Genomic DNA, 24,137 nt, shown 5'->3' with positions numbered 1-24,137 from the left:
GTCACCGAACGACTGACATTCGAACCCTTGAGATGCGAACCAGAACGAGGAGGTCGCCGGCTTGGCGGTCACGGGGCAGGAACTGGCAGGCTACGCGGCGGTCTTCCGTCCATCCGATCCACCCCGGGAAGGCCGGGTAGCTTTCTGGGACCCTGACGGCGGCCCGCTACCGACCGGGCTCGGGGATCACGTCGAGCTCGCCACCGAGCAGACGGTTGTCCAGGCGGTCGAGTTGCCGGTCGGCGAGGCCGTCGGCGTGCTCGGGCGGATGCGGCGGGCGGCCGGCGCGCACCCGTCGGCCGCGTTCTGGGGTGGTGCCGCGCTGGTCGCGCTGCAACTGGTTGCCCGGGGCAAGCTCTTGCCGGGCGTCTCCCCCGCCGGGTACGACGCCTGGCGGGTCGGCCCGCTCGATCCCGACGACGTGACGCGCGTACTGACTCTCGCCGAAGCCATGCCGCCATCGGCCCGCGCGCTTCCCGCCGCCGAGGCGGGTACGCGGGTGCCGGTGGCGGAAGAGCTGCTGCGCGAGTTCCTCGACGCGGTCGCCGACGGGATGCCCCGGTCGCCTGCCGCCGCGAAGGCGCACCGGACCGACCTGTTCAGCGCGACCACGCCGCAGCGCGCCGACCGGTTGCGCGGGTGGGCCGACGAGGTGTCGGCCGGGCTCGACAGCGGCGTACGGATCTCGTTGCGGATCGAGATGGCGGAGTCACTGAACTTCGCCGCGATCGTCCAGCTGCACAGTTTGAAGGACCCGACTCTCGTCCGCGACGCGGATGACGTCTGGTCCGACGACGTACCCGGCTTCGGTCCGCGGGCACGGATCGACGCGACCCTGGCGATCCGGCGCGCGGCGCGCGTGTGGCAACCACTGACCCGGCTGCTCGACTCCCCCGTGCCGGACCAGATGGAGCTGGCGGACGAGGATGTGGCCGATCTGCTGGCCGGTTCGGGGCAACGGCTCACGGCGGCCGGCGTCGATCTGCACTGGCCGCGCGGTCTCGGCCGGAAGTTGACCGCGCGGGCCGCGATCACCTCGGCCGACGGACCGCCGAGCGATCTGCCGAGCTTCTTCGGCGGTCAGACCACGCTCGACTTCAGCTGGCAGGTGGCGCTCGGCGACGACCCACTCTCCGAGGCGGAGCTCGATCAGCTGGCCGAGGCGACGCGGCCGGTCGTACGGCTGCGGGATCAGTGGATGCTGATCGACCCCGAGCTCGCCCGCAAGGCCCGCGAACGCATCCTCAAACCGGTCACCGCGATCGACGCGCTCGGGGCCGCGCTGACCGGTACTACCGAGGTCGACGGCCGGCAGGTCACGGTCACCGCGACCCGCTGGCTCGAGGATCTGCGCGCCCGGATCGCCGACCCGGAGCGGGCCGACGATCCGATCGAGGCGCCGGCCGGGTTGCAGGCGACGCTGCGCGACTACCAGCTCCGCGGCCTGCGGTGGCTTTCAAGGATGACCTCGCTCGGCCTCGGCGGCTGCCTCGCCGACGACATGGGTCTGGGCAAGACGATCACGCTGATCTCCTTGCATCTGCATCGTCAGCAGTCCGGTGACACGGCCGGACCGACGCTGGTCGTGTGTCCGGCATCGCTGCTCGGCAACTGGGAGCGCGAGGTTCAGCGGTTCGCTCCTGGCACGCCGGTACGGAGGTTCCACGGCACCGCGCGTTCGCTGGATGATGCCCAGGACGGCTTCGTCCTGACGACGTACGGGACGCTCCGCCGCGATGCCGCCCGCCTGGCAGATCATCGCTGGGGCTTGGTCGTCGCGGACGAAGCGCAGCACGTCAAGAACCCGTCATCCAGTACGGCGAAGGCACTTCGCACCGTGCCGGCGTTGTCGCGGGTCGCGTTGACGGGTACGCCGGTGGAAAACAATCTCTCCGAGCTCTGGGCGATCCTCGACTGGACCACGCCGGGCCTGCTCGGACGGCTCGGCACGTTCCGGAGTCAGTGGGCGACACCGATCGAGGCGGACAAGGACGAGGAGATCGCGGCCCGGCTGGCGACGCTCGTACGCCCGTTCCTGCTGCGGCGGCGCAAGTCCGACCCGGGGATCGCGCCGGAGCTGCCGCCGAAGACCGAGACCGATCAGCCGGTGTCGCTCACCCGCGAGCAGGTGGTGTTGTACGAGGCAACCGTCCGCGAGCTGATGGCCGACATCGAGTCCAGCGACCGGATGGCGCGCCGCGGGAAGATCGTGAAGCTGCTGACCGGGCTCAAGCAGATCTGCAACCACCCGGCGCAGTACCTGAAGGAGCCGGACGAGGCCCGGTTGAGCGGCCGCTCCGGGAAACTCGAGCTGCTCGACGAGTTGCTGGAAACGATCGTCGCCGAGGACGGCGCGGTGCTCGTGTTCACCCAGTACGTGGCGATGGCGCGGCTGCTGGAGCGGCATCTCGCCGACCGCGGCATTCCCAGCCAGCTGCTGCACGGGGGTACGCCGGTGGCGCGGCGCGAAGAGATGGTGGACCGGTTCCAGGCCGGTGCGGTGCCGGTGTTCCTGCTGTCGTTGAAGGCGGCCGGGACCGGGCTGAACCTGACTCGTGCCGATCATGTCGTGCACTACGACCGGTGGTGGAACCCGGCGGTCGAAGATCAGGCGACCGATCGGGCGTACCGGATCGGGCAGACGCGGCCGGTGCAGGTGCACCGGTTGATTGCCGAAGGCACCATCGAGGACCGGATCGCGTCGATGCTCGCGACCAAGCGGGAGCTGGCGGAGGCGGTCCTGACCGGAGGCGAGGCGGCCTTGACCGAGTTGTCGGACGCCGAGCTGGCCGATTTGGTCGAGTTGCGGGCCGACCGTTCGGCCCTGGGTGGAAGTGCGCGGGCGCGGGGAGGTAAGCGATGAGTGCGGTGCGAGGGTTCCCGGCGTTCGCCGCGTCGAGCGCGCAGGCCCGGAGTACGCGCGGGCGGTCGTGGTGGGCGCGGGCCTGGGTGCAGGCGATGGAGGACACGTCGCTGGACAACGCCCAGTTGAAGAAGGGCCGCCGGTACGCGAACTCGGGGCAGGTCGGCACGATCACGATCAGCGCCGGGCGGATCGCCGCCACGGTGTACGCGCCGGAGGACACGTACGAGTCGGTCGTGCAGGTCGACGAGTTGGACGCGGAGGACTGGCGGCGGTTCCTGGAGCAGGTCGCGGCGCGGGCGGGACATATCGCGGCGTTGCTCGATGGCGAGATGCCGCACAACCTGGTGGAGGCGGCGTCCGATGCGGGTGTCGCGCTGCTGCCCGGGATCGGCGATCTCGACCCGAGTTGTACGTGCGACGCGTGGGAGTTGCCGTGCCAGCATGCGGCGGCGCTGTGCTACCAGGTGGCGTGGTTGCTGGATGCGGATCCGTTCGTGCTGCTGCTGCTTCGCGGGCGCACTCGGGAAGACATCCTCACCGAGCTGCAACGCCCGAGCACAACCACCGAAGGGGACAGCGCGGGCGAGCTGGATGGTGAGCAGGCAGGGGTTCCCTTGGCCGAGGTGCTTGCCGCGACGCCGGGCGAGCTCCCCGAGGTGCCGGAGTTACCCGGGAAGGTTGCGCTCGATCAGCTACCTGTTGCCGCGATCGAACCACCCGATGGGGTTGGTCCGGCGGTTCTCCAGTTGCTCGTACTCGACGCTGCCCGCCGCGCGCGTGCCGTCCTCAACGCGCTCCTGCAGAACACGGCCGAGCCGGCACCGCTCGACGAATGGCAGGACACGATTCGGTTGGCGGCTGACTTCCCGGAGCTCGCCGCGCCGCTGACCACGGCGACCGGGCGGGAGCTTGCCCTCGGCATCCAAGCCTGGCAGTACGGCGGCGCGCCGGGGCTCGACGTCCTCGAACACACCTGGACGCCCGACCCCGCCGACCTCAACCGTGCCCGCACCGAGCTCCAGGCCGCCGACGATCAACTGACGATCACCACCTCGGCCAACCACCTCACGATCACGCAGCCTGACTCGCCCGGCACCGCCACGCACCTCGGCGCGTCGGACCAGCTTCAGTTGCGATTGGATCGGGCCGGGCGCTGGCACGCCTACCGGCTCGTCGGCGACGTGTGGACGCCGGCGGCGCCCGCGTCCGTCGACCCGCTCGCGGCATTCGCGACGGATTGGTAATCAGTTTGGCGGGTCCAAGCAGCCCTGCTAATGTTCTCTCAACTTCGGAGAAGGAGGCGAGTTGATGACCGCGCGATTCCGCGCCGCCGCACGTTCGGTGGCGTACACGGTCATGCAATTCACCTACTGAATCTCCGAAAGGGACCTACGTTGTCCAACCTTTCTTGGCATACCCGCGTCGAGACCCCGGCTGACATCGAGCCGCTCCGTGACATCACCCGCGCCGCGTTCGGCCGCGAGCTTGAGGTCGACTATCTGGACGCGCACCGCGACCACCCGATCGCGTGGATTCCGGGCCTGTTGTTCGTGGCCACCACCCCGGACGACCGGCCGATCGCGTACGCGCTGCTGACCCGCTGCCATGTCGGTGACGTGCCGGTGCTGTCGCTCGGCCCGGTCGCGGTCATCCCGGAGTACCAGGGTGGCGGCGCCGGGGGCGCGACGATCCGGGCCGCGCTCGCGGCCGCGCAAACCCGGTCCGAGCCCGCGATGATGGTGCTCGGCCACAAGGAGTACTACCCGCGGTTCGGGTTCCGGCAGGCTACCGAGTTCGGTATCCACCATCCGGAGTACGACGGACCGCACTTGATGGCGCTCGCGCTCGGTGACCAGACCGTGCCGGCCGGGCTCCTGACGTACCCCGTCACCGCCTGACCAATCCGCCTCACCCCGAGGGCCCGCGCCCTCGGGGTGAGGCGGCGGAACAAGGTTCTCCACTGCTCTTGGGGGTTCTCCACCTGTGTGCGGGTGGAGAACCCTCAAGAGCAGTGGAGAACCTTCGCGGGATCACTTGCGCGCGCTCCTTGTGCATGTGAAAGAGTCGGCAGATGACGTTCACCACCCGGCCCACGCTGCGGGGCACGTTCGGGATGGTTTCGTCCACGCACTGGCTGGCGTCACAGTCGGCGATGCGCATCCTGGAACTCGGCGGGAACGCGTTCGACGCGGGCGCGGCCGCCGGGTTCGTCCTGCATGTGGTCGAGCCACACCTCAACGGACCCGGTGGCGAGGTTCCGGCGATCATCGCGACCGCCGAGGATCCGGCCCCGCGAGTGTTGTGCGGACAAGGTGTCGCGCCGGCGGGCGCGACGATCGAGCACTACCGGTCGCTCGGCCTGACTCTCGTACCCGGCTCTGGTCCGCTCGCCGCGACGGTGCCTGGTGCGGTCGATGCGTGGCTGCTGTTGCTGCGTGATCGCGGGACGCTGCCGCTGCGCGTCGTACTGGAGCCGGCCATCGAGTACGCGCGCAACGGGCACCCGCTCGTACCGCGGGTCGCGGAGACGATCGGGACCGTGCAGCAGCTGTTCGAAGAGCACTGGCCGACGTCGGCCGCGCTCTGGTTGCAGGACGGGCGCCCGGCGACCGGACGGTTCCGCAACGAGGCGTACGCCGCGACGCTCGAACGGCTCGTGACCGAAGGCGAAGCGGCCGGGACCGACCGGCTCGTCCAGCTTGAGGGTGCGCGCAACGCTTGGCGAGAGGGGTTCGTCGCGGAGGCGATCGACAAGTTCTCCCGCTTGCCGCACCGGGATTCCAGCGGCGCCGCTCATGCCGGACTGGTGACAGGCGCCGACCTGGCCGCGTTCGAGGCGAGTTGGGAAGACGCGGCAACCTATGACTGGAACGGCTACACGGTCGCGAAAACCGGTCCCTGGGGACAAGGTCCAGCGCTCCTGCAATCGCTCGCGGTCCTCGCGGCGCTCGGGGACGTGGATCTGGACAGTGCGGACGGGGTGCACACCACCGTCGAGGCGATGAAACTCTCGTACGCCGACCGCGAGGCGTGGTACGGCGACGGTGCCGACGTACCGCTGGACACGCTGCTCTCCCCCGCATACGCGGCCGAGCGCGCGAAGCTGATCGGATCGGATGCCGCCTTCGACCTTCGACCCGGTCGTCCCGACGGTCGCGAACCGCGTTTGCCATCGGTTGCCACCGGCAAGGAAGCCGGCGACGCGACCACGGGTGAGCCGACCGTCTCCGCCACCGGAGTGACTCGTGGCGACACCTGTCATGTCGATGTCGTCGACCGGTGGGGCAACCTGATCTCGGCGACGCCGAGCGGTGGGTGGCTGCAGTCGTCGCCGACCATCCCCGAGCTCGGGTTCTGCCTCGGCAGCCGGGCACAGATGTTCTGGCTGGAGGACGGACTGCCGGCCTCACTTGCTCCCGGCAAACGACCGCGCACCACACTGACGCCGACGCTCGTACTGCGCGACGGCGAGCCCGTGATGGCCTGCGGATCACCCGGTGGGGACCAGCAGGACCAATGGCAGCTGCTGTTCTTGCTGCGGCACCTCGGCGCCGGCCTCGACCTCCAAGAAGCGGTCGACGCACCGGCCTGGCACACCACTGGATTCCCGTCGTCGTTCTACCCGCGCGCGAGCGAACCAGGCGGGCTGGTCATCGAGAGCCGGGTGGCGAAGCACATCCGCGACGAACTCGTACGCCGTGGGCATGTCGTCACCACGTCCGACCCGTGGATCCTCGGCCGGCTGTGCGCCGTACGCAAGGAACCGGACGGAATCCTGGCCGCGGCCGCCAACCCGCGCGGCATGCAGGGTTACGCGGTCGGTCGCTGACCGAGCGCCGCCTCGGCGGCGGCCTCGACATGCAGGCGGGCGGCGGCACTCGCGGCGGTGGCGTCGCCGGCCTCGATCGCGTCGACGAGCCGGACGTGTTCGCCGGACGAGTGCGGTGCGCGCTGCGCGGCGCCGACCCGGAACACCCAGTGCACGTGGTGGTACATCGCGGCCGAGATCGAGTGCAGCCAGCGGTTCCCGCTGATCTCGATCACGGTCCGGTGGAAGGCGCTGTTCAACTCGGCGACCCGATCGAAGTCGGCGGCCTCGGTCGCCGCGTTCGCCGCCTCGATCAGGCGGCGCAACTCGGCGATCCCGTCGGCCGTGGCCCGCTCCGCCGCCAGGCCGGCGGCCAGCGTTTCGAGCTGCTGCCGGACGGCGAACAGGTCCCGCACCGCGGTCTCGTCGAGCGTCGCCACGACCGCGCCACGGCGCGGCAGGATCTGCACGAAGCCCTCGGCCTCGACCACCCGCAGCGCCTCGCGGACCGGGTTCCGTGACACTCCGAAGTCGTCCGCCAGCCGGGTTTCGGTCAGCCGCTCACCCTGCTCGTACTCGCCGTCGACGATCCGCCGCCGCAGCTCCGCGAGCACCTGCTCCCGGAGCGCGACATGGTCGGCCCCGATCGTGCGGACGGCCAAACCACCATCCACCACGCCGTCGATCACGCTGCTGCTCGGCTCCACCCTGGCTCCTCTCCCGGTCGGAGGCCCAAGGTTACTGGCCGAGGATCTTCTGCACAGCGGCCGTGGTGATCGGGTGGTAGCCCGGCCGCGCCTTCTCGAAGACCTCGGCGGCGAACGCGCGGTCCGTACCGGCCAGGGCCTGGTAGACCGGGAGGATCAGCTTCATCCGGCCGACCTTGGTGAGGAACTCGGCCAGCTCCGCGTACGACGCCTCGTAACTGCTCGCCGCGACGATCTGGTACCACCGGCGAGCGATCTCCCCGTTCGCCGTGCCGGTCAGGCCGAAGGCACGGTCGAGCTGGCGCAACAGCACCGGACTGAGTACGTCAGGCGCCGCGTCCAGCATCCGCAGCCACTCCTGCGTAGTCCACTGCTCGGCGCCCAACGGCAGCTCACCCGTGGTCAGCCAGCGCGTACGCGCCTCGTCCACGCCCTGGAAACGGGCCGAGACCGCGCGCTTCGCGAACGCCGGAATGCCCGGCTCGTACAGCCACGCGGCCAGCTCCGCCTCGGTCACCACGCCGGGATGCGCCGCCAGCAGGTGCTCCCGGAAATGCTCGACGAAGTTGTCGGTGTTGATGCTGCGGAACGCGAACTGGTCGAAGTATCCACGCAGGAACGGGTCGAACACCTGACGGGTGAACCGCTCCTCCAGCCAGGACAGGAACCACGAACCCTTCAGCGGCCCGGTGCCCGAGTTGCCGTGGTACTCCGACCGGTGATGCAGCCCGGGCAGCTCGGTCGCCAGCTCGGCCGGCGTCAGCGGATCGAGTTTCACCACCGTCGCGTGCTGCTTGATCGCCGTTTCCATCGCGGCGAACTCGGTCCCGTACACCGCCTCGACGATCCGGTTCTCGACGTACGACGTGAAGCCCTCGTTCAGCCAGATGTCGTCCCAGCTGTCCTGCGTGACCAGGTTGCCGGACCAGCTGTGCGCCAGCTCGTGCGCGATCACGCTGACCAGCGACTTGTCGCCGATCACCACGGTCGGCGTCGCGAAGGTCATCCGCGGATTCTCCATCCCGCCGTACGGGAAGGACGGCGGGAGGACGAGCAGGTCGTAGCGACCCCAGCGGTACGGGCCGAACAGTTCCTCGGTGACCCGCATCATCTCTTCGGTGTCGGCGAACTCGGTCGCTGCGCTCCGTACGGTGGCCGGCTCGGCCCACACGCCGGACCGTTCGCCGAGCGGCTCGAACACCAGATCACCCGCGGCGATGGCCAGCAGGTACGAGGGGATCGGCTCGGGCATCACCACGTCGTACGAACCCGTACGCCGGGAGGTCGTGCCGTTGTCGGCGCTCATCAGCACCATCAGCTCGGCCGGCGCGGTGACATGCGCGGCGTAGCTGAACCGTACGCTCGGCGTGTCCTGCGTGGGCACCCAGCTCCGGGCGTGGATCGCCTGCGACTGGCTGAACATGAACGGCAGCACGCCACCGGCCGTCATCGACGGCTCCAGCCACTGCAGACCCGTAGCGGTCGGCGCGGTCCGGTAGCTCACCTTGACCCGCGGATGGCTCGCGGTCCGGATCGTGAGCGCGGAACCGAGCTCCTTGTCCGGCACGCCGAGGCCGTACTCGAGCGGCTCCCAGCCGCCGGGCGTCTGCCCTTCCACCCCCAGCACGGTCAGGTCGCGGGTGTCCAGGACCAAGCGGTCACCCGCACCGGTCCAGGCAAGAGTGTGGGTGGCACTGCCGGTCAGTACCTTTGCCTCGAAGTCGAGCCCGAGGTCGAGTTCGAGGTGGGTGGTCCGAACCAGGGCAGGCTCGGCGTAGGAGTGGCGATCGTGCGTCAAGGGATACTCCCGGGTGAGGCGTCCGGGGAACAGTACCCACGTCCCGGCCCGTTCTGACGGCCATTCTGAGCCACCCGCACCACCGTGCCAAAACCCCGGTTATTTCAGGCGTAGGACACTAGAGACCGGGCGTCCGGGGGTCCTTGCTCTGTCCGGCCGTCCGGTCCTGTGTTGCCGCCGGCGTCGTCGCTGGGCGGCCGATGGCGGCCGGGGAGGCGAGGCCGGTCAGCCCTCTGCCGGCGTCCGCCGCTGGTCTGGCGGTGGTTGCCTCGTGGAGCAGCGCCTGCACCACTGGGCGCGGATCGCCGTCCCGGGTTCCGCCCGCCACGGCGAAGGTGACGCCTGGTGTCTGTCCCGGCGTCTGGGACACGACGCCCAGCACCCATTCGTCCGGCGGCAGCCGGTCGGACGACCACGCCTGCTGGGGAAGGTGGTCCATCCCGGCGGGTGCCGGCACCACAGAGTGCACCCCGCCGTCCCACACCGGGCGTACGTCGCGGGTCTGCTGCGGCTCGCCTAATGGCGTGTACCGGAGCACGTCACCAGCTGTCTGGTTGGACGAGTCGGTCCAGACCGCCGCGTACCGCCGTTCGTCGACGACTCCTGCCCGCCCGTTCGCTCATACGCGCTCCGCGGAGTGAACTGCGTGCCATCGGCTGCCAGCTCGTCCGACAGGTAGGCCCGGCCGAGCCCGTTGTCCATCGCGCGCAGTGGGCCTTCGGCGCGTTCGGCGTGCAGCCGCTGGACGAGCGGTAGCGGGTCGCCCGAACGCATGGATCCGAACGGGGTGAACCGGTAGTGCGGAACCTCTCCGGGGTTCTCTGACATCACCGCCAGAACCCAAGCGCCCTCCGGCTGCCGGTCGGACGGCCGTACGTCGGGATCCGGTCGCGTGCCCTCGTCGAAGATAGTGTTCGGGTCGGGCCTGCTCTGCCCGATCGACCGCAGGTCGCCGTCGAAGCGCGGCACATTTTCGTGCGAGCGCACCGCCGGTCCGACCGGTGTCAGGTTGTACGCACCGGACTCGTCACGCCACAACGCGGCGTACGTCCATCGCCCGTACATGCTCGGCCAGCTGCCGCGACCCTCGTAGTACGGCCTGGAGCTTTCGAAAGGCGCCTCGGTCATCGTCGTTCCTGTCCTGTCCGGCGGAGTCGCTCAACGACTATCACTCCTTTCGGGTCAAGGCGGCGTTTGGGTCGCGGCCCCCAAACTCTTCGCTGGCAGACTGTCACCATGACCGGTTTGGGTGGTCCGGAGCTGGTACTGAAACGGCGGCCGTTCGGCTCGTGGCTGCTCGGCCCCGCCGACCAGAGCCCGCGACGGCTCCGGGTCCGGCTGCAACTGCTGATGACCACGTTCTCGATCGGGACCAACCTGATCGGCGCGCTGGTGGTGTTCGTGCTGGCGGTCTTCGTCCTGCCCGGGCCGTCGCTGATCGACCAGCTCCAGCTCGCGGACGCGATCGCCGTGCCCGCGTACTTCCTGGTCGCGATGGCGATCGGCTGCGTCTGGAGTACCCGGCTGACCCGCCGCGTCACCCGCTGGATCGACCTGGACCGCCCCGCGACGCGCGCGGACCAGATCGCGACGCTGCAACTGCCGCTCCGGCTGACCCTGATCGAGGTACTGCTCTGGTTCGTCGCGACCGTGCTTTTCACCGTGATGACCGTGCTGCTGCAGCCGGAGAACGCGCTGCGGGTCGCGCTGACCGTGTTCGACGGCATGATCATCACCTGCGCGGTCTCGTACCTGCTGACCGAGTTCGCGCTGCGTCCGGTGGCGGCGCGGGCGCTGGTCGACTCACCGCCGCCACGCCGGCTGCTGGCCGCTGGGCTGAAGGCGCGGACGGTGTTCTTCTGGGCGGTCGGCTCCGGCGTACCGGTGGCCGGGTTGATGCTGGCGGCCGTGCTTTCGCTGATCGAAGGCGATGTCAGTACGACCCGGTTGTCGATCGTGATCCTTGCCCTCGGCATCGTGGCGCTCGGCAACGGTTGCCTGCTCACCTGGTTGTCGGCGAAGTCGGTGGTCGCGCCGGTGCGATCGGTACGGGACGCGCTGACGCTGATCGGCGACGGGCGGCTGGACGTGAGCATTCCGGTGTTCGACGGGACCGAGCTCGGGTCGTTGCAGGCCGGGTTCAACCGGATGGCGGCCGGGTTGCGTGAGCGGGAGCGGATTCGCGACGTGTTCGGGCGGTACGTCGGGCCGGGGGTGGTGAAGGAGGCTTTGAGCAGTGACAGCCTCGGGGGCGAGGAGCGGTACGTCGCGGTGCTGTTCGTTGACCTGGTCGGGTCGACCGAGCTCGCCTCGAACCGGCCGCCGACCGAGGTGGTGAAGCTGCTGAACCGGTTCTTCGCGATCGTGGTGGACGAGGTGGACCGGCAGGGCGGGTTCGTGAACAAGTTCGCCGGGGACGCGGCGCTGGCGATCTTCGGTGCGCCGGCTGAGCTGGCCGATCCGGCGGGTAGCGCGTTGAGTGCTGGGAGACAGCTCGCGTGGCGGCTTACCGAGGAGTTGCCGGAGGCAACCGCCGGCCTCGGGGTGACGGCTGGGATCGTGGTGGCCGGGACCGTTGGAGATGTACGGCGTCACGAGTACACCGTGATCGGTGATCCGGTGAACGAGGCGTCCCGGCTGAGCGAGCTGGCCAAGACCGCACCGGGAAGGTTGATCGCCTCAATGGCAGCGGTCTCGCAGGCCGAGTCAGCCGAGGCAGATCAGTGGCGGGAGACCGAGCTGGTCACGGTCCGGGGCCGCTCGGTGCCGACTCGCCTCGCCGTGCCATCACGCTGACTCGCACCACCTCACCGCCCCCTCCACCACCTCACCGCCCCTCCACCACCTCACCGCCCCCTCCACCACCTCACCGCCTCTCCACCACCTCACCGCCTTGCGGTGTTTTCTCGTTGATCAGTTGGTGTAGTAGCGCGGCGCCGTACAGCATGGCTTTTGTTTGGTGGTCGTGGGCGGCGCGGCGTTCGGCGATTGCTGTACGCAAGGCATCCGTGCTGCCTGTTCGGCGCAGGCCGTCCAGGACCGGTTTGATCTGCTCGAAGTAGTAGCGGCCCTGCCGAAGCATGTAGATGATCCGCGCGTCACGCACCGCCTCAGGCCCGTAGCGGCGGTACTTCGTACCCGGCTCCCGTGACGGCGCGAGCAGGCCGGCCGCCTCCCAGACCCGCAGCGCCGACGTACGAACGCCGAGCCGGTGCGCCAACTCCCCAACCAGCAAAGACGGCCCGGTCACCGGCTGATCATCCACATACTCAGCCGCCAGTGCGGCAAGTGCATCGTTCGCCGCATCGGTCGCCAGTCGCTGCTCGTGCAGTGCGGCATGCGCGGCGTCCACCAGCCGGTACGCGAGTGCCTCATCGCCGTTGTGAACGGCGCGCATGATGTCGGTCGCCACCTCGGCGCCGAAGCCGGGAGCGAGCGCACGGTACGTCAGCAAGGCGGACAAGTGCTCCGGGCCATACTGTCGGTAGCCGGTGTCCGATCGTGGCGCCGGGGGCAGAATCCCGGCCGCCTCGTAGTTCCGGACCAGCTGGGTCGACACCCCGGCCTGCCGGGCCAGGTCGACCGGCCGCAATCCCATCGCGGTCAGCGCTTTCGGGACACTGGTCCGCCGCGGGGCATCAGCGTCCGCCGGCCACGTCGACGCTCGAACCGGTCATGTACGACGACCGGTCCGAGACCAGGAACGCGATCACCTCGGCGACCTCCTCGGCGCGACCCGGCCGGCCCAGCGGCGGTGTCGCCCCGATGCGCTCTAAGCGGCCCGGCGCGTGGATCTCGGTCTCGATCAGTCCGGGGCGTACGCCGAGCACGCGAATGCCCTCCGTGGCGACCTCGTTCGCCAAGCCGATCGTGAGCGCGTCGACGGCGGCCTTGCTCGCCGCGTAGTCGACGTACTCCCCCGCCGAGCCGAGCACCGCGGCGCGGGAAGAGATGTTCACGATCACGCCACCGGCGCCGCCGGAAGCGGTCGACATCCGGCGTACCGCCGCGCCCGCGACCAGGAAGGCACTGACCGAGTTGACCCGGAACACCTGCTCGAGGCGCGCCGCGTCGTACTCGGCGACCCGCGCGGCCGGCGTCACGATGCCGGCATTGTTGATCACGGCACCGATCGGCCCGAGCTCGGCGGTCACGGTGTCGAAGAGGCGCTCGATCTGGTCCGCCTCGACCACATCGGCCTGGACCGCGATCGCGCGCCGGCCGAGTTGCTCGCAGGCCTTCACGACCTGCGCCGCGTCGTCGGCGCGGGTCCGGTAGTTCACCCCGACGTCCCAGCCGTCGGCCGCCAGCGCGACCGACGCGGCCGCGCCGATCCCTCGACTGCCACCAGTGACCAGGGCTACTCCACGCCGTCCGTCCGCCATGGCCCTACTCTGTCACGAGCTCTGCCCCAGCACTGTCATGAGGGCTGCCGGATCAACGCGAGCTGGGTCTCCGAATCCGTGAACCCGACCGCCCGATAGAGCCGGATGGCAAGGTAGTCCGGATCGGCGACCATCACCAGCGTCTTCGCCCCGCCCTCGGTCAGGCCGTACGTGGACGCGTGATGGACGAGCGTACTGGCCAGGCCGCGCCCGCGATCCTCCGGCGACGTTTGCACGTTCTGGAACCGGGCCACCCCCGCGCCGTCGAACATCAGCCCCAGCGAACTCTGCAACCGGTCGCCGTCGAACGCACCGAACCACGTCCCGTGCCCGGCTTCGACCAGCGCACGCTTCGCGGCCAGCTTGCGCCGGCTGAACTCCTTGTACTCCTCGTCCACCGTCAGGTCGGTCGTCGCGAGCGTCTGGTGGTACAGCTGCTCCCAGTCGTCGTCGCCGGCCAGGAAGCGGTACGTCGACTCCTCGTTCGGACGCTTCGGCGGGATCACCCGCTCGGCCGTCATCACCACGTTGTACTCGATCGTGAACCCGGCGGCGGTCAGCTCTTCCGCGGCGCCGGCCGCACCGAGCACGCCGTCCACGCTGTCGATGCCGAAGGCAACGTGTTTCGCGGCCGGTAGCTCGCGGTGGAAATCGGCCAGCCGCGACTCGACACTGCCCGGCGCGAACGGCGTCCGGTAGAGCAGGAAGTTGCCCCACCAGAAACCGGGGTTGTCCGGCGTCCGGACCACGACGTACTCGCCGGCGTCCTCGAAGGTACTGCCACTCAGCTTCAGCAGGAACAGGTCGGTCCGGAATCCCAGGCTCTCGAAGTGCACGCGTCCATCCTCGCCTGCCCGTCAACCGAGTTGGCTTGACATGCAGCCTTCCGGCTGCCTATTTTGGACATGCAGCCAATCGGCTGCCTATTGATCGGAGCGGCATGGACGACGAGGTGTTCCGCGCGCTGGCCGACCCCAGCCGGCGCCGCCTGCTGGATCTGCTGAACGGGCGCAACGGACAGACGCTGCGCGAGCTGTGCGCCGAGCTGGACATGGCCCGGCAGTCGGTCAGCAAGCACCTGGCCGTCCTCGAAGCCGCGAATCTGGTCAGCACGATCCGGCGCGGACGCGAGAAGTACCACTACCTGAATGCCGAGCCGATCAACGCGATCGCCGATCGCTGGCTCCATCAGTACGACCGGCGGCGGCTGCAGCTGTTCGCCGACCTCAAGACGGCTTTGGAGGCCGAAACCACCATGAGCGACCACCAGGACGACTTCGTCTACACCACGTACATCCGGACCACGCCGGAGCGGTTGTGGCAGGCACTGACCGACCCGAAGTTCACCGAGCAGTACTGGGACCTGCACCACGAGACCGACTGGAAGCCCGGGTCGGAGATGGTCTGGCACCTGAAGGACGTGTCGATGGCCGGGCCAGGGCAGGTCGTGCTCGAACACGAGCCGTACACGCGGCTGGCGTACGCGTGGCACCACGTCACGCCGGAGTTCGCCAGTACGGTCGGGATCGCGGCGGATGTTGCCGCACAGATCCGGCAGGAGCCGCTGTCGAGTGTGGCGTTCGAGCTTGAACCGGTCGACGACCAGGTCAAGCTCACCGTCGTACACACCGGCTTCGAGCCCGGCAGCGTCATCCGCCCCATGCTCCAGGAGGGTTGGCCGCGCGTCATCGCCGACCTCAAAACCTTCCTGGAGACCACCTAGCCAACCTGCTCAGGGGCTGCTCCCACCTCCCAGCCGGCTCAGGGGCGTTTGTGTAGGACCAGCGGGAGGACCGCGGCCGCGCCGGCATCGCGGAGTTTGGCGGCGGCGACCGTGACCGGCCACTGGGAGGACGTGGAGTCGACCAGGAGCAGCACCGTCCGGCCGGCGACCGACTGCTCTGCCCCGGCGTCCACCTGCAGACCGTCTCGCCACACCTTCGCTTCCTCGGCCGACGACAAGTCATCGGTGTACGCGGCGCGATCGACGGTGAGCTCAGCTCGCTCCAACCGCCCGACGGCCGCGATGTGGTCGGCGACAGTCGACGTCAGCTCGCGGTGCCCGCCGGCCGCGAGCGGGACGACCACCTCCGGCCGGCTCGACCACGACCCGCGCCACTTGGACAACGCCGCGACAGCGCCGGACTTCAACGCTTCAACCGCATCACCAACCGGCGGCGAGGCATTGAAGGCACCCTGCAGGATCTCCCGCCACTCCGGCGCGTCCGCGAACACCACGATCCGGCCGGCGTCCGCGGACAGCTCCGACGGGATCCGCCCGCGGCCACCGAACGCGCCGCCCGGCCACATCTTCCGCGGCTCCAGGACGTGTACTTCGCCGCGGAGCAACCGGGTGATCGTCGCGACCGTCTCCGCGGAGGGTTCGGCGACGAGTGGCTCCGGGAGGTGCCCGAGGCAGACCGAGCAGCGGCCGCACGGCTCGGCGGACGGATCGTCCAGCGACTCCTGGAGCAGTTGCATCAGGCAACGGTCGCCGCGGGTGTACGCGCGCATGATGTCGGCCTCACGCCGCCGTACCGACACGATGCCGTCGTAGTGCTCCGCGTCGAACGTCCACTCCGCGCCGGTCCGTACCCAGCCCTTCTCGACCCGATCGACGACGCCGTCGACCGCCAGCTGTTTGAGCATCAGCTCGACCCGCGTACGCCGCAGGCCGGTCTCTGCTTCCAGGCCAGGCACCGTCGCGGGCGCATCCGGCCCGTAGCTCCCGAGCGCCTGAAGCAGCCGCTGGACGTTCTCCGGCACCGGGATCGTCGCGGTCGCGAAGTAGTCCCAGACGCCCGCGTCCGCGTCCGACGGAAGCAGGGCGACGACCGCGTGGTCGATGCCGCGACCGGCACGACCGACCTGCTGATAGTACGAGACCGGTGACGGCGGCGACCCGACATGCACCACGAAGCCGAGGTCCGGCTTGTCGTACCCCATACCCAACGCGGAAGTAGCGATCAGGGCCTTCAGCCGGTTGTCCCGGAGGGCGTCCTCAAGGCTCTCCCGCTCCCCCGCGTCCAGCTGACCCGTGTACGCCGCGACCGGCACGTCCCGGCCGTACGCTTCCTGGACCACCGCGGCCAGCCGCTGCGCATCGGCCACCGTCAGTGTGTAGACGATCCCCGACCCCGGCAGCTTCGGCAGCTCGTCCACCACCCAGGCGAACCGGTCCAGCGGAGACAACGCGTTCACCACGGCGAGCTGGAGACTCGACCGCGCAAGTGGGCCGCGCAGCACCAGCGTCGACTCCCCCAGTTGCTTCGCCACATCCTCGGTGACTCGCGAGTTGGCCGTGGCGGTGGTTGCGAGCACGGGGGTCTTCGGGTTCAGCCGCTGCAGCACGTCCGACACCCGGCGGTAGTCCGGCCGGAAGTCATGCCCCCAGTCCGACACCGCGTGCGCCTCGTCGATGACCAGCAGGCCGATCTGCCCGGAGATCCCGTCCAGTACGCGCCGGCCGAAACCGGGGTTGGCGAGCCGCTCCGGCGACACCAGCAGGACGTCGATCGCGCCCGATCGCAGGTCGTGCTCGATGCTCGACCACTCGTCGATGTTGTTCGAGTTCAGCGTGGCGGCGCGCAGCCCGGCCCGGCTGGCGGCCGCGACCTGGTCACGCATCAGTGACAGCAGCGGCGACACGACCAGGGTCGGGCCGAAACCTTCAGATCGCCGGATCGCGGTGGCCGCCCAGTACACCGCAGATTTGCCCCAGCCGGTCGCTTGCACGACCAGCACCCGCGCCGCCGCCTCGCACAGCGCCGCGACGGCGGTCTCCTGATCCGCGCGCAGCCGGGCGCCGTCACCCGCGATCGCGCGGATCACGTCCCCGGCAACCTTCGCCCGGGCCTCGGTCAGAGCAAGCGATCCATCAGTCATGCCGACGACCCTAGACGCCCGCACCCCCAGTTCGCTGGCCGCCGCCGCTCGACTGTGGATAACCTCAGGCGCACTTGCCCGGATGGCAGGGTTCGCCGGCGGGGTCGACCAGTCGCCGCGGTCCCGGACCGGCCGCCGCCAGCGTGTCGTACGGGTTGGCGAGGGCGCACCGGTCCAGCGAAAGGCAACCGCAGCCGACGCAGTCCTTGAAGTCGTCGCGGAGCTGCTCGAGATGCAGGATGCGGCGGTCGAGCTCGGCCTGCCAGCACTCCGAGATCCGCTCCCAGTCGGCCCGCGTCGGCGTCCGGTTCTCCGGCAGCAGCTTCAGGATCGCGGCCACCTCGGCGAGCGGGATGCCGACCCGCTGCGCGATCCGCACCAGCGCCACCCGCCGGAGCGTGTCGCGCTTGTACCGGCGCTGGTTGCCCGACGTACGGCGGCTGAGGATCAGACCCTGACGCTCGTAGAAATGCAATGCCGAGATCGCCACGCCACTGCGCTGCGACAGCTGCCCGACCGTCAACTCACCAGGCTCGATATCCATGGCCCGCTCCTCCAACCTCAACCTAGATCGAGGCTAGCCGACGGGGTCAGGCAGTCACGACTCGGCGTCCGATGCTTGCCGACATCAGGGCGGCCGCGGCGCACAGGCCGCCGGCCAGGTACCAGGCGAGGTTGTAGCTGCCCTGCGCGTCCCGGATCGCGCCGGCGCCGGTCGCGGCCAGTGCGGCACCGACTTGATGCGACGCGAACACCCATCCGAAGACGATCGGTCCGTCCTGCCCGAACCACTCGCGGCACAGTGCAACCGTCGGCGGCACGGTCGCTACCCAGTCGAGCCCGTAGAAGATGATGAACACCCAGGTACTGGGTGCGGCCGTCGGCCCCAGCAGTGATGGCAGTACGAGCAGTGACAGGCCGCGCAGTGAGTAGTACGCGATCAGCAGGTACCGCGGGTCCCACCGGTCGGTCAGATAGCCCGAGAAGATCGTTCCGCCGACGTCGAACACACCGACCAGTGCCAGCAGCGATGCAGCGGTTGTAGCGGGCATCCCGTGGTCGTGTGCAGCAGTGACGAAGTGTGTACCGACCAGACCGTTCGTCGATGCGCCACAGATGGCGAAACCACCAGCCAGCATCCAGAACGCCGGTCGGCGCGACGCGGTCCGTAGAGCGTTCAGAGCGCGTACTGCGCTGCTGCCGGATGCCTTGACACGTTGACCGGCCGTACTACCTTCCGGAGCGCCGTACGCCCTTAGTCCGACGTCACTCGGATAGTCCCGGAGGAACAGCAACACCAGCGGTACGACAGCCAACGCGGCACCGGCCGCGACAAGTGCAGGCACACGCCAGCCGTACCGCGAAGCCAGTGTGGCAATCAGCGGCAGGAAGATCAGCTGCCCGGTCGCACCGGCAGCGGTGAGTACACCAGTGACCAGACCACGACGATGTACGAACCACCGCCCGGTGATCGTCGCCACGAACGTCATCGACATCGACCCAGTACCGACACCAACGAGCAGCCCCCAGCACAGCAGCAGCTGCCACGAGTCGGTCATGAACACCGTCAGGCCGCTGCCCAGTGCGATCAGTACCAGTGCACTGCTGACCACTTTGCGCAGTCCCAGCTGGTCCATCAGCGCCGCCGCGAACGGCGAGATCCCGCCGTACAACAGCAGGTTGATCGACACCGCCGCGGAGATCGTCGCGTGCGACCAGCCGAACTCCTCGTGCAGCGGATCCAGCAGTACGCCCGGCACCGAGCGGAATCCGGCCGCACCTATCAACGTCACGAATCCGACCGCCGCGACCGCCCAGGCCAAGTGCACCCGGCGAGCCTTTCGTACCTCCACAGTCTGCGTCACCGGGACAGGATGGCAGTTCGATCATCATCAAACTAGTGGCCAGAAGGACACCATGTGTCAAGATATGGCCATGGTTGTTCGTCGCCCGCACATCGTCGCCGTGCTCGCCATCGATCCGGTGGTCGGCTTCGACCTGACCATCCCGCCGACCGTGCTCGGCGCGGCCACGACCGCCGACGGCACCAAGCTGTACGACACCCGCGTGTGCGGGCTCGGCGGACCGATCAAGGCCGGTGCCGGGTTCACGATGATCCCCGACCACGGGCCGGAGGCACTCGCCGAGGCGGACACCGTGATCATCCCGGGCACGTACATCGCGCAGCCCCGGCACGAAGGCACGCTGCCCGACGACCTGATCGCCGCGCTCGCCACGATCCGCCCGGGTACCCGCATCGCCTCGATCTGCACCGGCGCGTTCGTCCTCGGCGCGGCCGGCTACCTGGATGGACGCCCGGCGACGACGCACTGGGCGCGCGCCGAGATGTTCCGCGCCGTCTACCCGGACGTGAAGCTCGACGAGGACCGGTTGTTCATCGACGACGGCGACATCCTCACCTCGGCCGGGCTGGCGGCCGGCGTCGACCTGTGTCTGCACCTGATCCGCCGCGACTTCGGCAGCGAGGTCGCGAACCGCGCGGCCCGGCACTGTGTGGTCGCGCCCTGGCGGGATGGCGGCCAGTCACAGTTCATCGAGCGCGCGGTCCCCGACGAAGGCAGTGAAGGCACGGCACCGACGCGGGCGTGGATCTTGCATCGCCTCGCGGACGAGATCAGCCTGCCCGCGATGGCCGCGCATTCGCGGATGAGCGTCCGTACGTTCAGCCGCCGGTTCAAGGCCGAGACCGGCCAGTCCCCCGGTACCTGGCTGCTGCAGCAGCGCGTCCGGCACGCCTGCCACCTGCTGGAGACGACCGATCTGTCCGTGGAGCGGGTCGCCGAGGAGGCCGGCCTCGGTACGGCGGCCTCCCTGCGGCACCACCTGCGGTCCGGGCTGGGCGTCTCGCCGCTCGCCTACCGCAAAACGTTCCGGGCGGGCTGAGTCAGACCTGCACTCAGACCTGTACGAGGCCGTGCGGCTGGTTGTTCATCGACTCGCGACCGTCCGCGGTGACCACGACGATATCCTCGATCCGCGCACCCCAGCGGCCCGGCTGGTAGATGCCCGGCTCGACGCTGAACGCCATCCCCGCCTCCAGCGGCAGGCTGTTCCCGGCCACGATGTACGGCTCCTCATGCACGTCCAGGCCGATCCCGTGCCCGGTCCGATGAATGAAGAAGTCACCGAACCCAGCCGCCGCGATCACGTCCCGCGCCGCCGCGTCGATCGACTCCGCCGTCGCTCCGGGGCGTACGGCAGCCACCGCCGCCTGCTGTGCTTCCTGGAGTACCGCATAAGTCTCGGCAACGTCGGCGTCCCGCGGCGCACCCACCGAGTACGTCCGGGTCGAATCGGAGTTGTAGCCCTCGGCCACCGGACCGCCGATGTCGACGACCACCACATCACCTGCTTCGATCACTCGGCCGGACAGCGCGTGATGCGGACTGGCGCCGTTCGGGCCACTCGCGACGATCACGAAATCCGCCGCGGTGTGGCCTTCGGCGACGATCGCGGCCTCGATGTCGGCCCCGACCTGGGCCTCGGTCCGGCCTGCCCGCAGCCACTCGCCGACGCGAGCATGCACGCGATCGATCGCCGCGCCGGCCTTCCGCAGCGCCTCGATCTCGGCGGCGTCCTTCCGCATCCGCAACTCGCGGATGATCGGTCCCGCGAGCACCTGCTCGGCCTTCGGGAGGGCGTCACGGAGACCGAACACATGCAGCGCGGGCGTGAAGTCACTGACCGCGACCCGCTCGGCTGATCCCAACCGCTTCGCCGCCAGCTCGTACGGGTCGACGCTGTCCACCCAGGTCACGACCTCCACACCCAACTCGTCGAGCGGCAGGTCCGCGTACCCGGGCGCTTCGAGCTTCGGGACGATCAGGGCCGGCGCACCGTCGGCTGGGATGACTAGTGCGGTCAGCCGCTCGAACGAACCGCCGGCCTGTCCGAGTAAGTAGCGCAGGTCCGACCCTGGTGCGATCACCAGGCCGGTACCGGCAGCAGCCACGCGGGCACGGTCCAAACGAGCACGGAGGACATCGGAGTCTGGGACAGGAGGTACAGCTGAGCGACGGGCCATGATGCGACTCTAGGAAACGGACGCGGTGGCTTGCTAGAACTTTCCTCGATCAGCTTGCACCTCCCACTCGACGCTACCAGCGGGTAATGTCGAGTCATGGTGACTGCGAAGCGGCCAGTCGGGTGGGGGTTGCTGGTTGCGTTGACCAATGGACGGAGCCGGGTCTCCGACGAGCGGCTGAGTGCGGCCGTTCGGGGCAAAGTCGTGCTGGTGACCGGCTCCTCGTACGGGATCGGTGCGGCGACCGCGCGGCGGCTGGCGGGCGCTGGTGCGACGGTCCTGCTGGTCGCGCGGACCGAGGAGCAGTTGCAGGCCGTGGCAGACGAGATCCGTTCCGGCGGCGGCGCCGCGTACGTGTACCCGGCGAACCTCGCCGACCCGGCCGCCGTCGAAGAGCTGGCGCGGACCGTCCTCGCGGAGCATGAACACGTCGACATCCTGGTCAGCAACGCCGGCAAGTCGATCCGGCGGTCGATCGCGGACACGTACCAGCGGTTCCACGATCTCGAGCGCACCAATGCGATCAACTACCTCGGCCCGGCGAAGCTCGTCCTCGAACTGTTGCCGTCGATGTGTGCGCGCGGGTCCGGTCATATCGTCAACGTGTCCACAGCCGGGGTGCGTACGCCGCCGATGGCGCGCTGGTCCGCGTACCTGGCGTCGAAGAGTGCGTTCGACGTGTGGCTGCGGTGCGTGGCGCAGGAGGTTCGCGGTGCCGGGGTGACGACGTCCACGGTGTACATGGGGCTCGTCCACACGCGGATGAGCGAGCCGACGCCGTTGCTGAACAAGCTGCCCGGGTTGACGCCGGAGCAGGCGGCCGACCAGGTATGTACGGCGGTGGCGGAGCGGCCGCACAACATCACCCCACCGTTCGTCCGCCCGGCCGATGCCGTCGGCAACTTGTTGCGGGTGCCGACGGACCGGATCTTCGAGCAGTACTTCCGCCGCACCGGAGGCGGGAAGAAGCGATGACGCCGCGCCTGCCGAACCGTCCGACTGGCCGACTCCGGCAAATCGTTCCGGTCCGGCCTGTGCGGCCGCCGGAGTGGTTGTTGCGGGGTGCGGCGGAGGTTGGTGAACTGTCGGTCGCGCTGGTCCGGTCCGGGGTGTGGCGGTCAGCCGGACCGGCCCAGTTGGTGCGGATCGAACGCGCGCTGCGGACGTACGGCCAGTCGATGGCCACCCTCGGGGCCGTCGCCGCGATCCGGTACCCGGACAGGCCGGCGGTGATTTCAGGTCCGGACCAGATCACGTACGCGGAACTCGACCACCGCTGCGAACGAATCGCCGCCGGGCTGCACGCCGAGTACGGCATCGGCGCCGGCAGCAAGGTGGCCATCCTGTGCCGCAACCACCGAGCTTTCATCGAAGCCACCCTCGCAGCCTCCCGCCTGGGCGCCGACGTCCTGTTCGTAAACACAGAACTCTCCGAGCCTCAGCTGCACACAACCCTCCAGCACCACCACCCCAACCTCCTCATCCGCGACCCCGAGTTCACCCCACCCGCCAACCTCTCCTCAGTCACCTCTGAGCTGGATCAACTTGCTCGGTCCTCAGCTCCTTCCGCGCCGGTGTCTGGGCGGGTGGGGCGGATCACTTTGTTGACGTCGGGGACCACGGGGGTGCCGAAGGGAGCGCCGCGGGCCACTAGCGCGATTGGGCTGGCGGGGCTGACGGGCAGCGCGTTGCAGCGGTTTGGATTGCGGGCGGGTGAGCCGACGGTGATCTGCCCGCCGCTGTTCCATGGGCTCGGGCTGCTCACCTCCATGCTCGCCCTGTTCCTCGGCTCGCCGCTCGTACTCCGCCCCCGCTTCGACGCCGCGACCTTGCTCGCCGACATCCAGACGACCCGTGCCGGCGCGGTCGTCGCGGTACCGGTGATGCTCCGGCGGCTGCTCGACCTCGGCCCGGAAGCCACCGCCGAATACGACCTGCGTTCCCTCCGCGCGGTCATCTCCGGCGCCTCTCGCCTGGACGTACCGCTGGCCGCCGACTTCATCGACCGCTTCGGCCCGGTGCTCTGCGACGCGTACGGGTCGAGCGAGATCGGCATCGCCACGATCGCCACCTCCGCCGACCTGATCGCCGCGCCCGGCACCGTCGGCCGCCCGTGCCTCGGTAGCTCGATCCGCATCCTCGACGACCAGGACCAGCCGGTACCACCAGGCACCACTGGGCGGATCTTCGCGGGCGGCGGACTCGTGTTCGGCGGGTACTCCGACGGCTCTTCCAGAACCACGGTCGACGGCCGGATGAGTACCGGCGACCGCGGTCACCTCGACAACGCCGGCCGGCTCTTCATCGACGGCCGCGAGGACGACATGATCGTCTCCGGCGGCGAGAACGTGTACCCGGTCGAGGTGGAGCACTGCCTCGCGACGCATCCGGCCGTCGCCGAGGCAGTCGTCGTCGGCGTACCGGACGAGGAGTTCGGCCAGCGCCTGGTCGCGTACGTCGTACTGCACGAACCGGCCACCGAAGCCGACCTGATCGCGTACGCGAAGGCGAACCTGGCGCGGTACCAGACCCCGCGCCGTGTCGTCATCGTCGACGACTTACCGCGGAACGCGACCGGAAAGGTGCTGCGCGGCCGGCTGACCCCGCCATCGGGCCGGTGAACGCGCGCGCATGGGAGAGTGG

At 69.5% G+C, this 24,137-nt stretch carries 20 protein-coding genes; 9 read left to right on the top strand and 11 right to left on the bottom strand.

Annotated features, from left to right (window positions below; all coding sequences use genetic code 11):
• The first annotated feature begins 61 nt into the window (after positions 1 to 61).
• The 4 genes from HDA44_RS07040 (at position 62) to HDA44_RS07025 (ending at position 6,695) form a co-directional block, all read left to right on the top strand.
• Positions 62 to 2,863 (top strand): DEAD/DEAH box helicase, encoded by a 2,802-nt coding sequence (locus HDA44_RS07040; protein WP_184832322.1) that lies wholly within the window; start codon positions 62 to 64, stop codon positions 2,861 to 2,863.
• Positions 2,860 to 4,110 carry an SWIM zinc finger family protein gene (locus HDA44_RS07035; protein ID WP_184832321.1) on the top strand — a complete coding sequence of 417 codons (1,251 nt, stop codon included), beginning with the start codon at positions 2,860 to 2,862 and terminating at the stop codon, positions 4,108 to 4,110. Before HDA44_RS07040 ends, HDA44_RS07035 begins: the two co-directional genes overlap by 4 nt.
• Positions 4,111 to 4,260: 150 nt before the next feature.
• Positions 4,261 to 4,764, top strand: a complete 504-nt coding sequence (locus HDA44_RS07030; RefSeq protein WP_238352384.1) for a GNAT family N-acetyltransferase — start codon at positions 4,261 to 4,263, stop codon at positions 4,762 to 4,764.
• Between the two features lie 173 nt (positions 4,765 to 4,937).
• Positions 4,938 to 6,695 carry a gamma-glutamyltransferase family protein gene (locus HDA44_RS07025; protein ID WP_184832318.1) on the top strand — a complete coding sequence of 586 codons (1,758 nt, stop codon included), beginning with the start codon at positions 4,938 to 4,940 and terminating at the stop codon, positions 6,693 to 6,695.
• Here the strand turns inward: HDA44_RS07025 and HDA44_RS07020 are convergent.
• The 4 genes from HDA44_RS07020 to HDA44_RS07005 all read right to left on the bottom strand — a co-directional run bounded on the left by HDA44_RS07020 (position 6,677) and on the right by HDA44_RS07005 (position 10,307).
• The gene (locus tag HDA44_RS07020; RefSeq protein WP_184832316.1) at positions 6,677 to 7,381 is read right to left on the bottom strand and encodes an FCD domain-containing protein; all 705 of its coding nucleotides are present in this window, start codon (positions 7,379 to 7,381) and stop codon (positions 6,677 to 6,679) included. The genes HDA44_RS07025 and HDA44_RS07020 overlap by 19 nt on opposite strands.
• A gap of 31 nt (positions 7,382 to 7,412) precedes the next feature.
• Complete coding sequence (locus HDA44_RS07015; protein ID WP_184832314.1) at positions 7,413 to 9,179, bottom strand: M1 family metallopeptidase; 1,767 nt, start codon at positions 9,177 to 9,179, stop codon at positions 7,413 to 7,415.
• A 118-nt stretch (positions 9,180 to 9,297) separates the two neighbouring features.
• Positions 9,298 to 9,717 (bottom strand): hypothetical protein, encoded by a 420-nt coding sequence (locus HDA44_RS07010; protein WP_184832312.1) that lies wholly within the window; start codon positions 9,715 to 9,717, stop codon positions 9,298 to 9,300.
• The gene (locus HDA44_RS07005; RefSeq protein WP_184832310.1) at positions 9,696 to 10,307 is read right to left on the bottom strand and encodes a hypothetical protein; all 612 of its coding nucleotides are present in this window, start codon (positions 10,305 to 10,307) and stop codon (positions 9,696 to 9,698) included. Before HDA44_RS07005 ends, HDA44_RS07010 begins: the two co-directional genes overlap by 22 nt.
• A 108-nt stretch (positions 10,308 to 10,415) precedes the next feature.
• Between HDA44_RS07005 and HDA44_RS07000 the strand changes: the two genes are divergently transcribed.
• Positions 10,416 to 11,975, top strand: a complete 1,560-nt coding sequence (locus HDA44_RS07000) for an adenylate/guanylate cyclase domain-containing protein (protein WP_184832308.1) — start codon at positions 10,416 to 10,418, stop codon at positions 11,973 to 11,975.
• Between the two features lie 70 nt (positions 11,976 to 12,045).
• Here the strand turns inward: HDA44_RS07000 and HDA44_RS06995 are convergent, their stop codons facing one another.
• The 3 genes from HDA44_RS06995 to HDA44_RS06985 are packed head-to-tail and all read right to left on the bottom strand — an operon-like array spanning position 12,046 to position 14,400.
• The gene (locus HDA44_RS06995) at positions 12,046 to 12,777 is read right to left on the bottom strand and encodes a MerR family transcriptional regulator (protein ID WP_184832306.1); all 732 of its coding nucleotides are present in this window, start codon (positions 12,775 to 12,777) and stop codon (positions 12,046 to 12,048) included.
• 40 nt (positions 12,778 to 12,817) lie between these two features.
• Positions 12,818 to 13,564, bottom strand: coding sequence for an SDR family oxidoreductase (locus HDA44_RS06990; RefSeq protein WP_184832304.1), 747 nt, complete (start codon positions 13,562 to 13,564; stop codon positions 12,818 to 12,820).
• 35 nt (positions 13,565 to 13,599) lie between these two features.
• Positions 13,600 to 14,400: a GNAT family N-acetyltransferase gene (locus HDA44_RS06985; protein WP_184832303.1), complete on the bottom strand. Its 801-nt coding sequence runs from the start codon at positions 14,398 to 14,400 to the stop codon at positions 13,600 to 13,602.
• A 104-nt stretch (positions 14,401 to 14,504) separates the two neighbouring features.
• Between HDA44_RS06985 and HDA44_RS06980 the strand changes: the two genes are divergently transcribed.
• The gene (locus HDA44_RS06980) at positions 14,505 to 15,287 is read left to right on the top strand and encodes an ArsR/SmtB family transcription factor (protein ID WP_184832302.1); all 783 of its coding nucleotides are present in this window, start codon (positions 14,505 to 14,507) and stop codon (positions 15,285 to 15,287) included.
• 38 nt (positions 15,288 to 15,325) lie between these two features.
• Here the strand turns inward: HDA44_RS06980 and HDA44_RS06975 are convergent, their stop codons facing one another.
• The 3 genes from HDA44_RS06975 to HDA44_RS06965 form a co-directional block, all read right to left on the bottom strand.
• Complete coding sequence (locus HDA44_RS06975; protein WP_184832300.1) at positions 15,326 to 17,449, bottom strand: RecQ family ATP-dependent DNA helicase; 2,124 nt, start codon at positions 17,447 to 17,449, stop codon at positions 15,326 to 15,328.
• A 64-nt stretch (positions 17,450 to 17,513) separates the two neighbouring features.
• A complete protein-coding gene (gene soxR, locus HDA44_RS06970) occupies positions 17,514 to 17,993 on the bottom strand; it encodes a redox-sensitive transcriptional activator SoxR (RefSeq protein WP_184832298.1) in 480 nt (159 codons plus the stop codon).
• A 46-nt stretch (positions 17,994 to 18,039) separates the two neighbouring features.
• Positions 18,040 to 19,314: an MFS transporter gene (locus HDA44_RS06965; RefSeq protein WP_184832296.1), complete on the bottom strand. Its 1,275-nt coding sequence runs from the start codon at positions 19,312 to 19,314 to the stop codon at positions 18,040 to 18,042.
• A gap of 70 nt (positions 19,315 to 19,384) precedes the next feature.
• Here HDA44_RS06965 and HDA44_RS06960 point away from each other — a divergent pair, with 70 nt between their 5' ends.
• Positions 19,385 to 20,353, top strand: coding sequence for a GlxA family transcriptional regulator (locus HDA44_RS06960; protein ID WP_337905691.1), 969 nt, complete (start codon positions 19,385 to 19,387; stop codon positions 20,351 to 20,353).
• 13 nt (positions 20,354 to 20,366) lie between these two features.
• Here HDA44_RS06960 and HDA44_RS06955 read toward each other — a convergent pair whose 3' ends face one another.
• The gene (locus HDA44_RS06955; protein WP_337905690.1) at positions 20,367 to 21,422 is read right to left on the bottom strand and encodes a M24 family metallopeptidase; all 1,056 of its coding nucleotides are present in this window, start codon (positions 21,420 to 21,422) and stop codon (positions 20,367 to 20,369) included.
• A gap of 168 nt (positions 21,423 to 21,590) precedes the next feature.
• Here HDA44_RS06955 and HDA44_RS06950 point away from each other — a divergent pair, with 168 nt between their 5' ends.
• Positions 21,591 to 22,469, top strand: a complete 879-nt coding sequence (locus HDA44_RS06950) for an SDR family NAD(P)-dependent oxidoreductase (RefSeq protein ID WP_184832292.1) — start codon at positions 21,591 to 21,593, stop codon at positions 22,467 to 22,469.
• Positions 22,470 to 22,528: 59 nt separating this feature from the next.
• On the top strand, positions 22,529 to 24,115 hold the full coding sequence (locus tag HDA44_RS06945) for an AMP-binding protein (RefSeq protein WP_184832291.1): 1,587 nt from the start codon (positions 22,529 to 22,531) through the stop codon (positions 24,113 to 24,115).
• The last annotated feature ends 22 nt before the right edge of the window (positions 24,116 to 24,137 follow it).

This window comes from Kribbella solani, assembly GCF_014205295.1.
Classification (GTDB): domain Bacteria; phylum Actinomycetota; class Actinomycetes; order Propionibacteriales; family Kribbellaceae; genus Kribbella; species Kribbella solani.
Note: the sequence above shows the minus strand (reverse complement) of the source record. Positions and strands in the feature narration are given on the sequence as shown.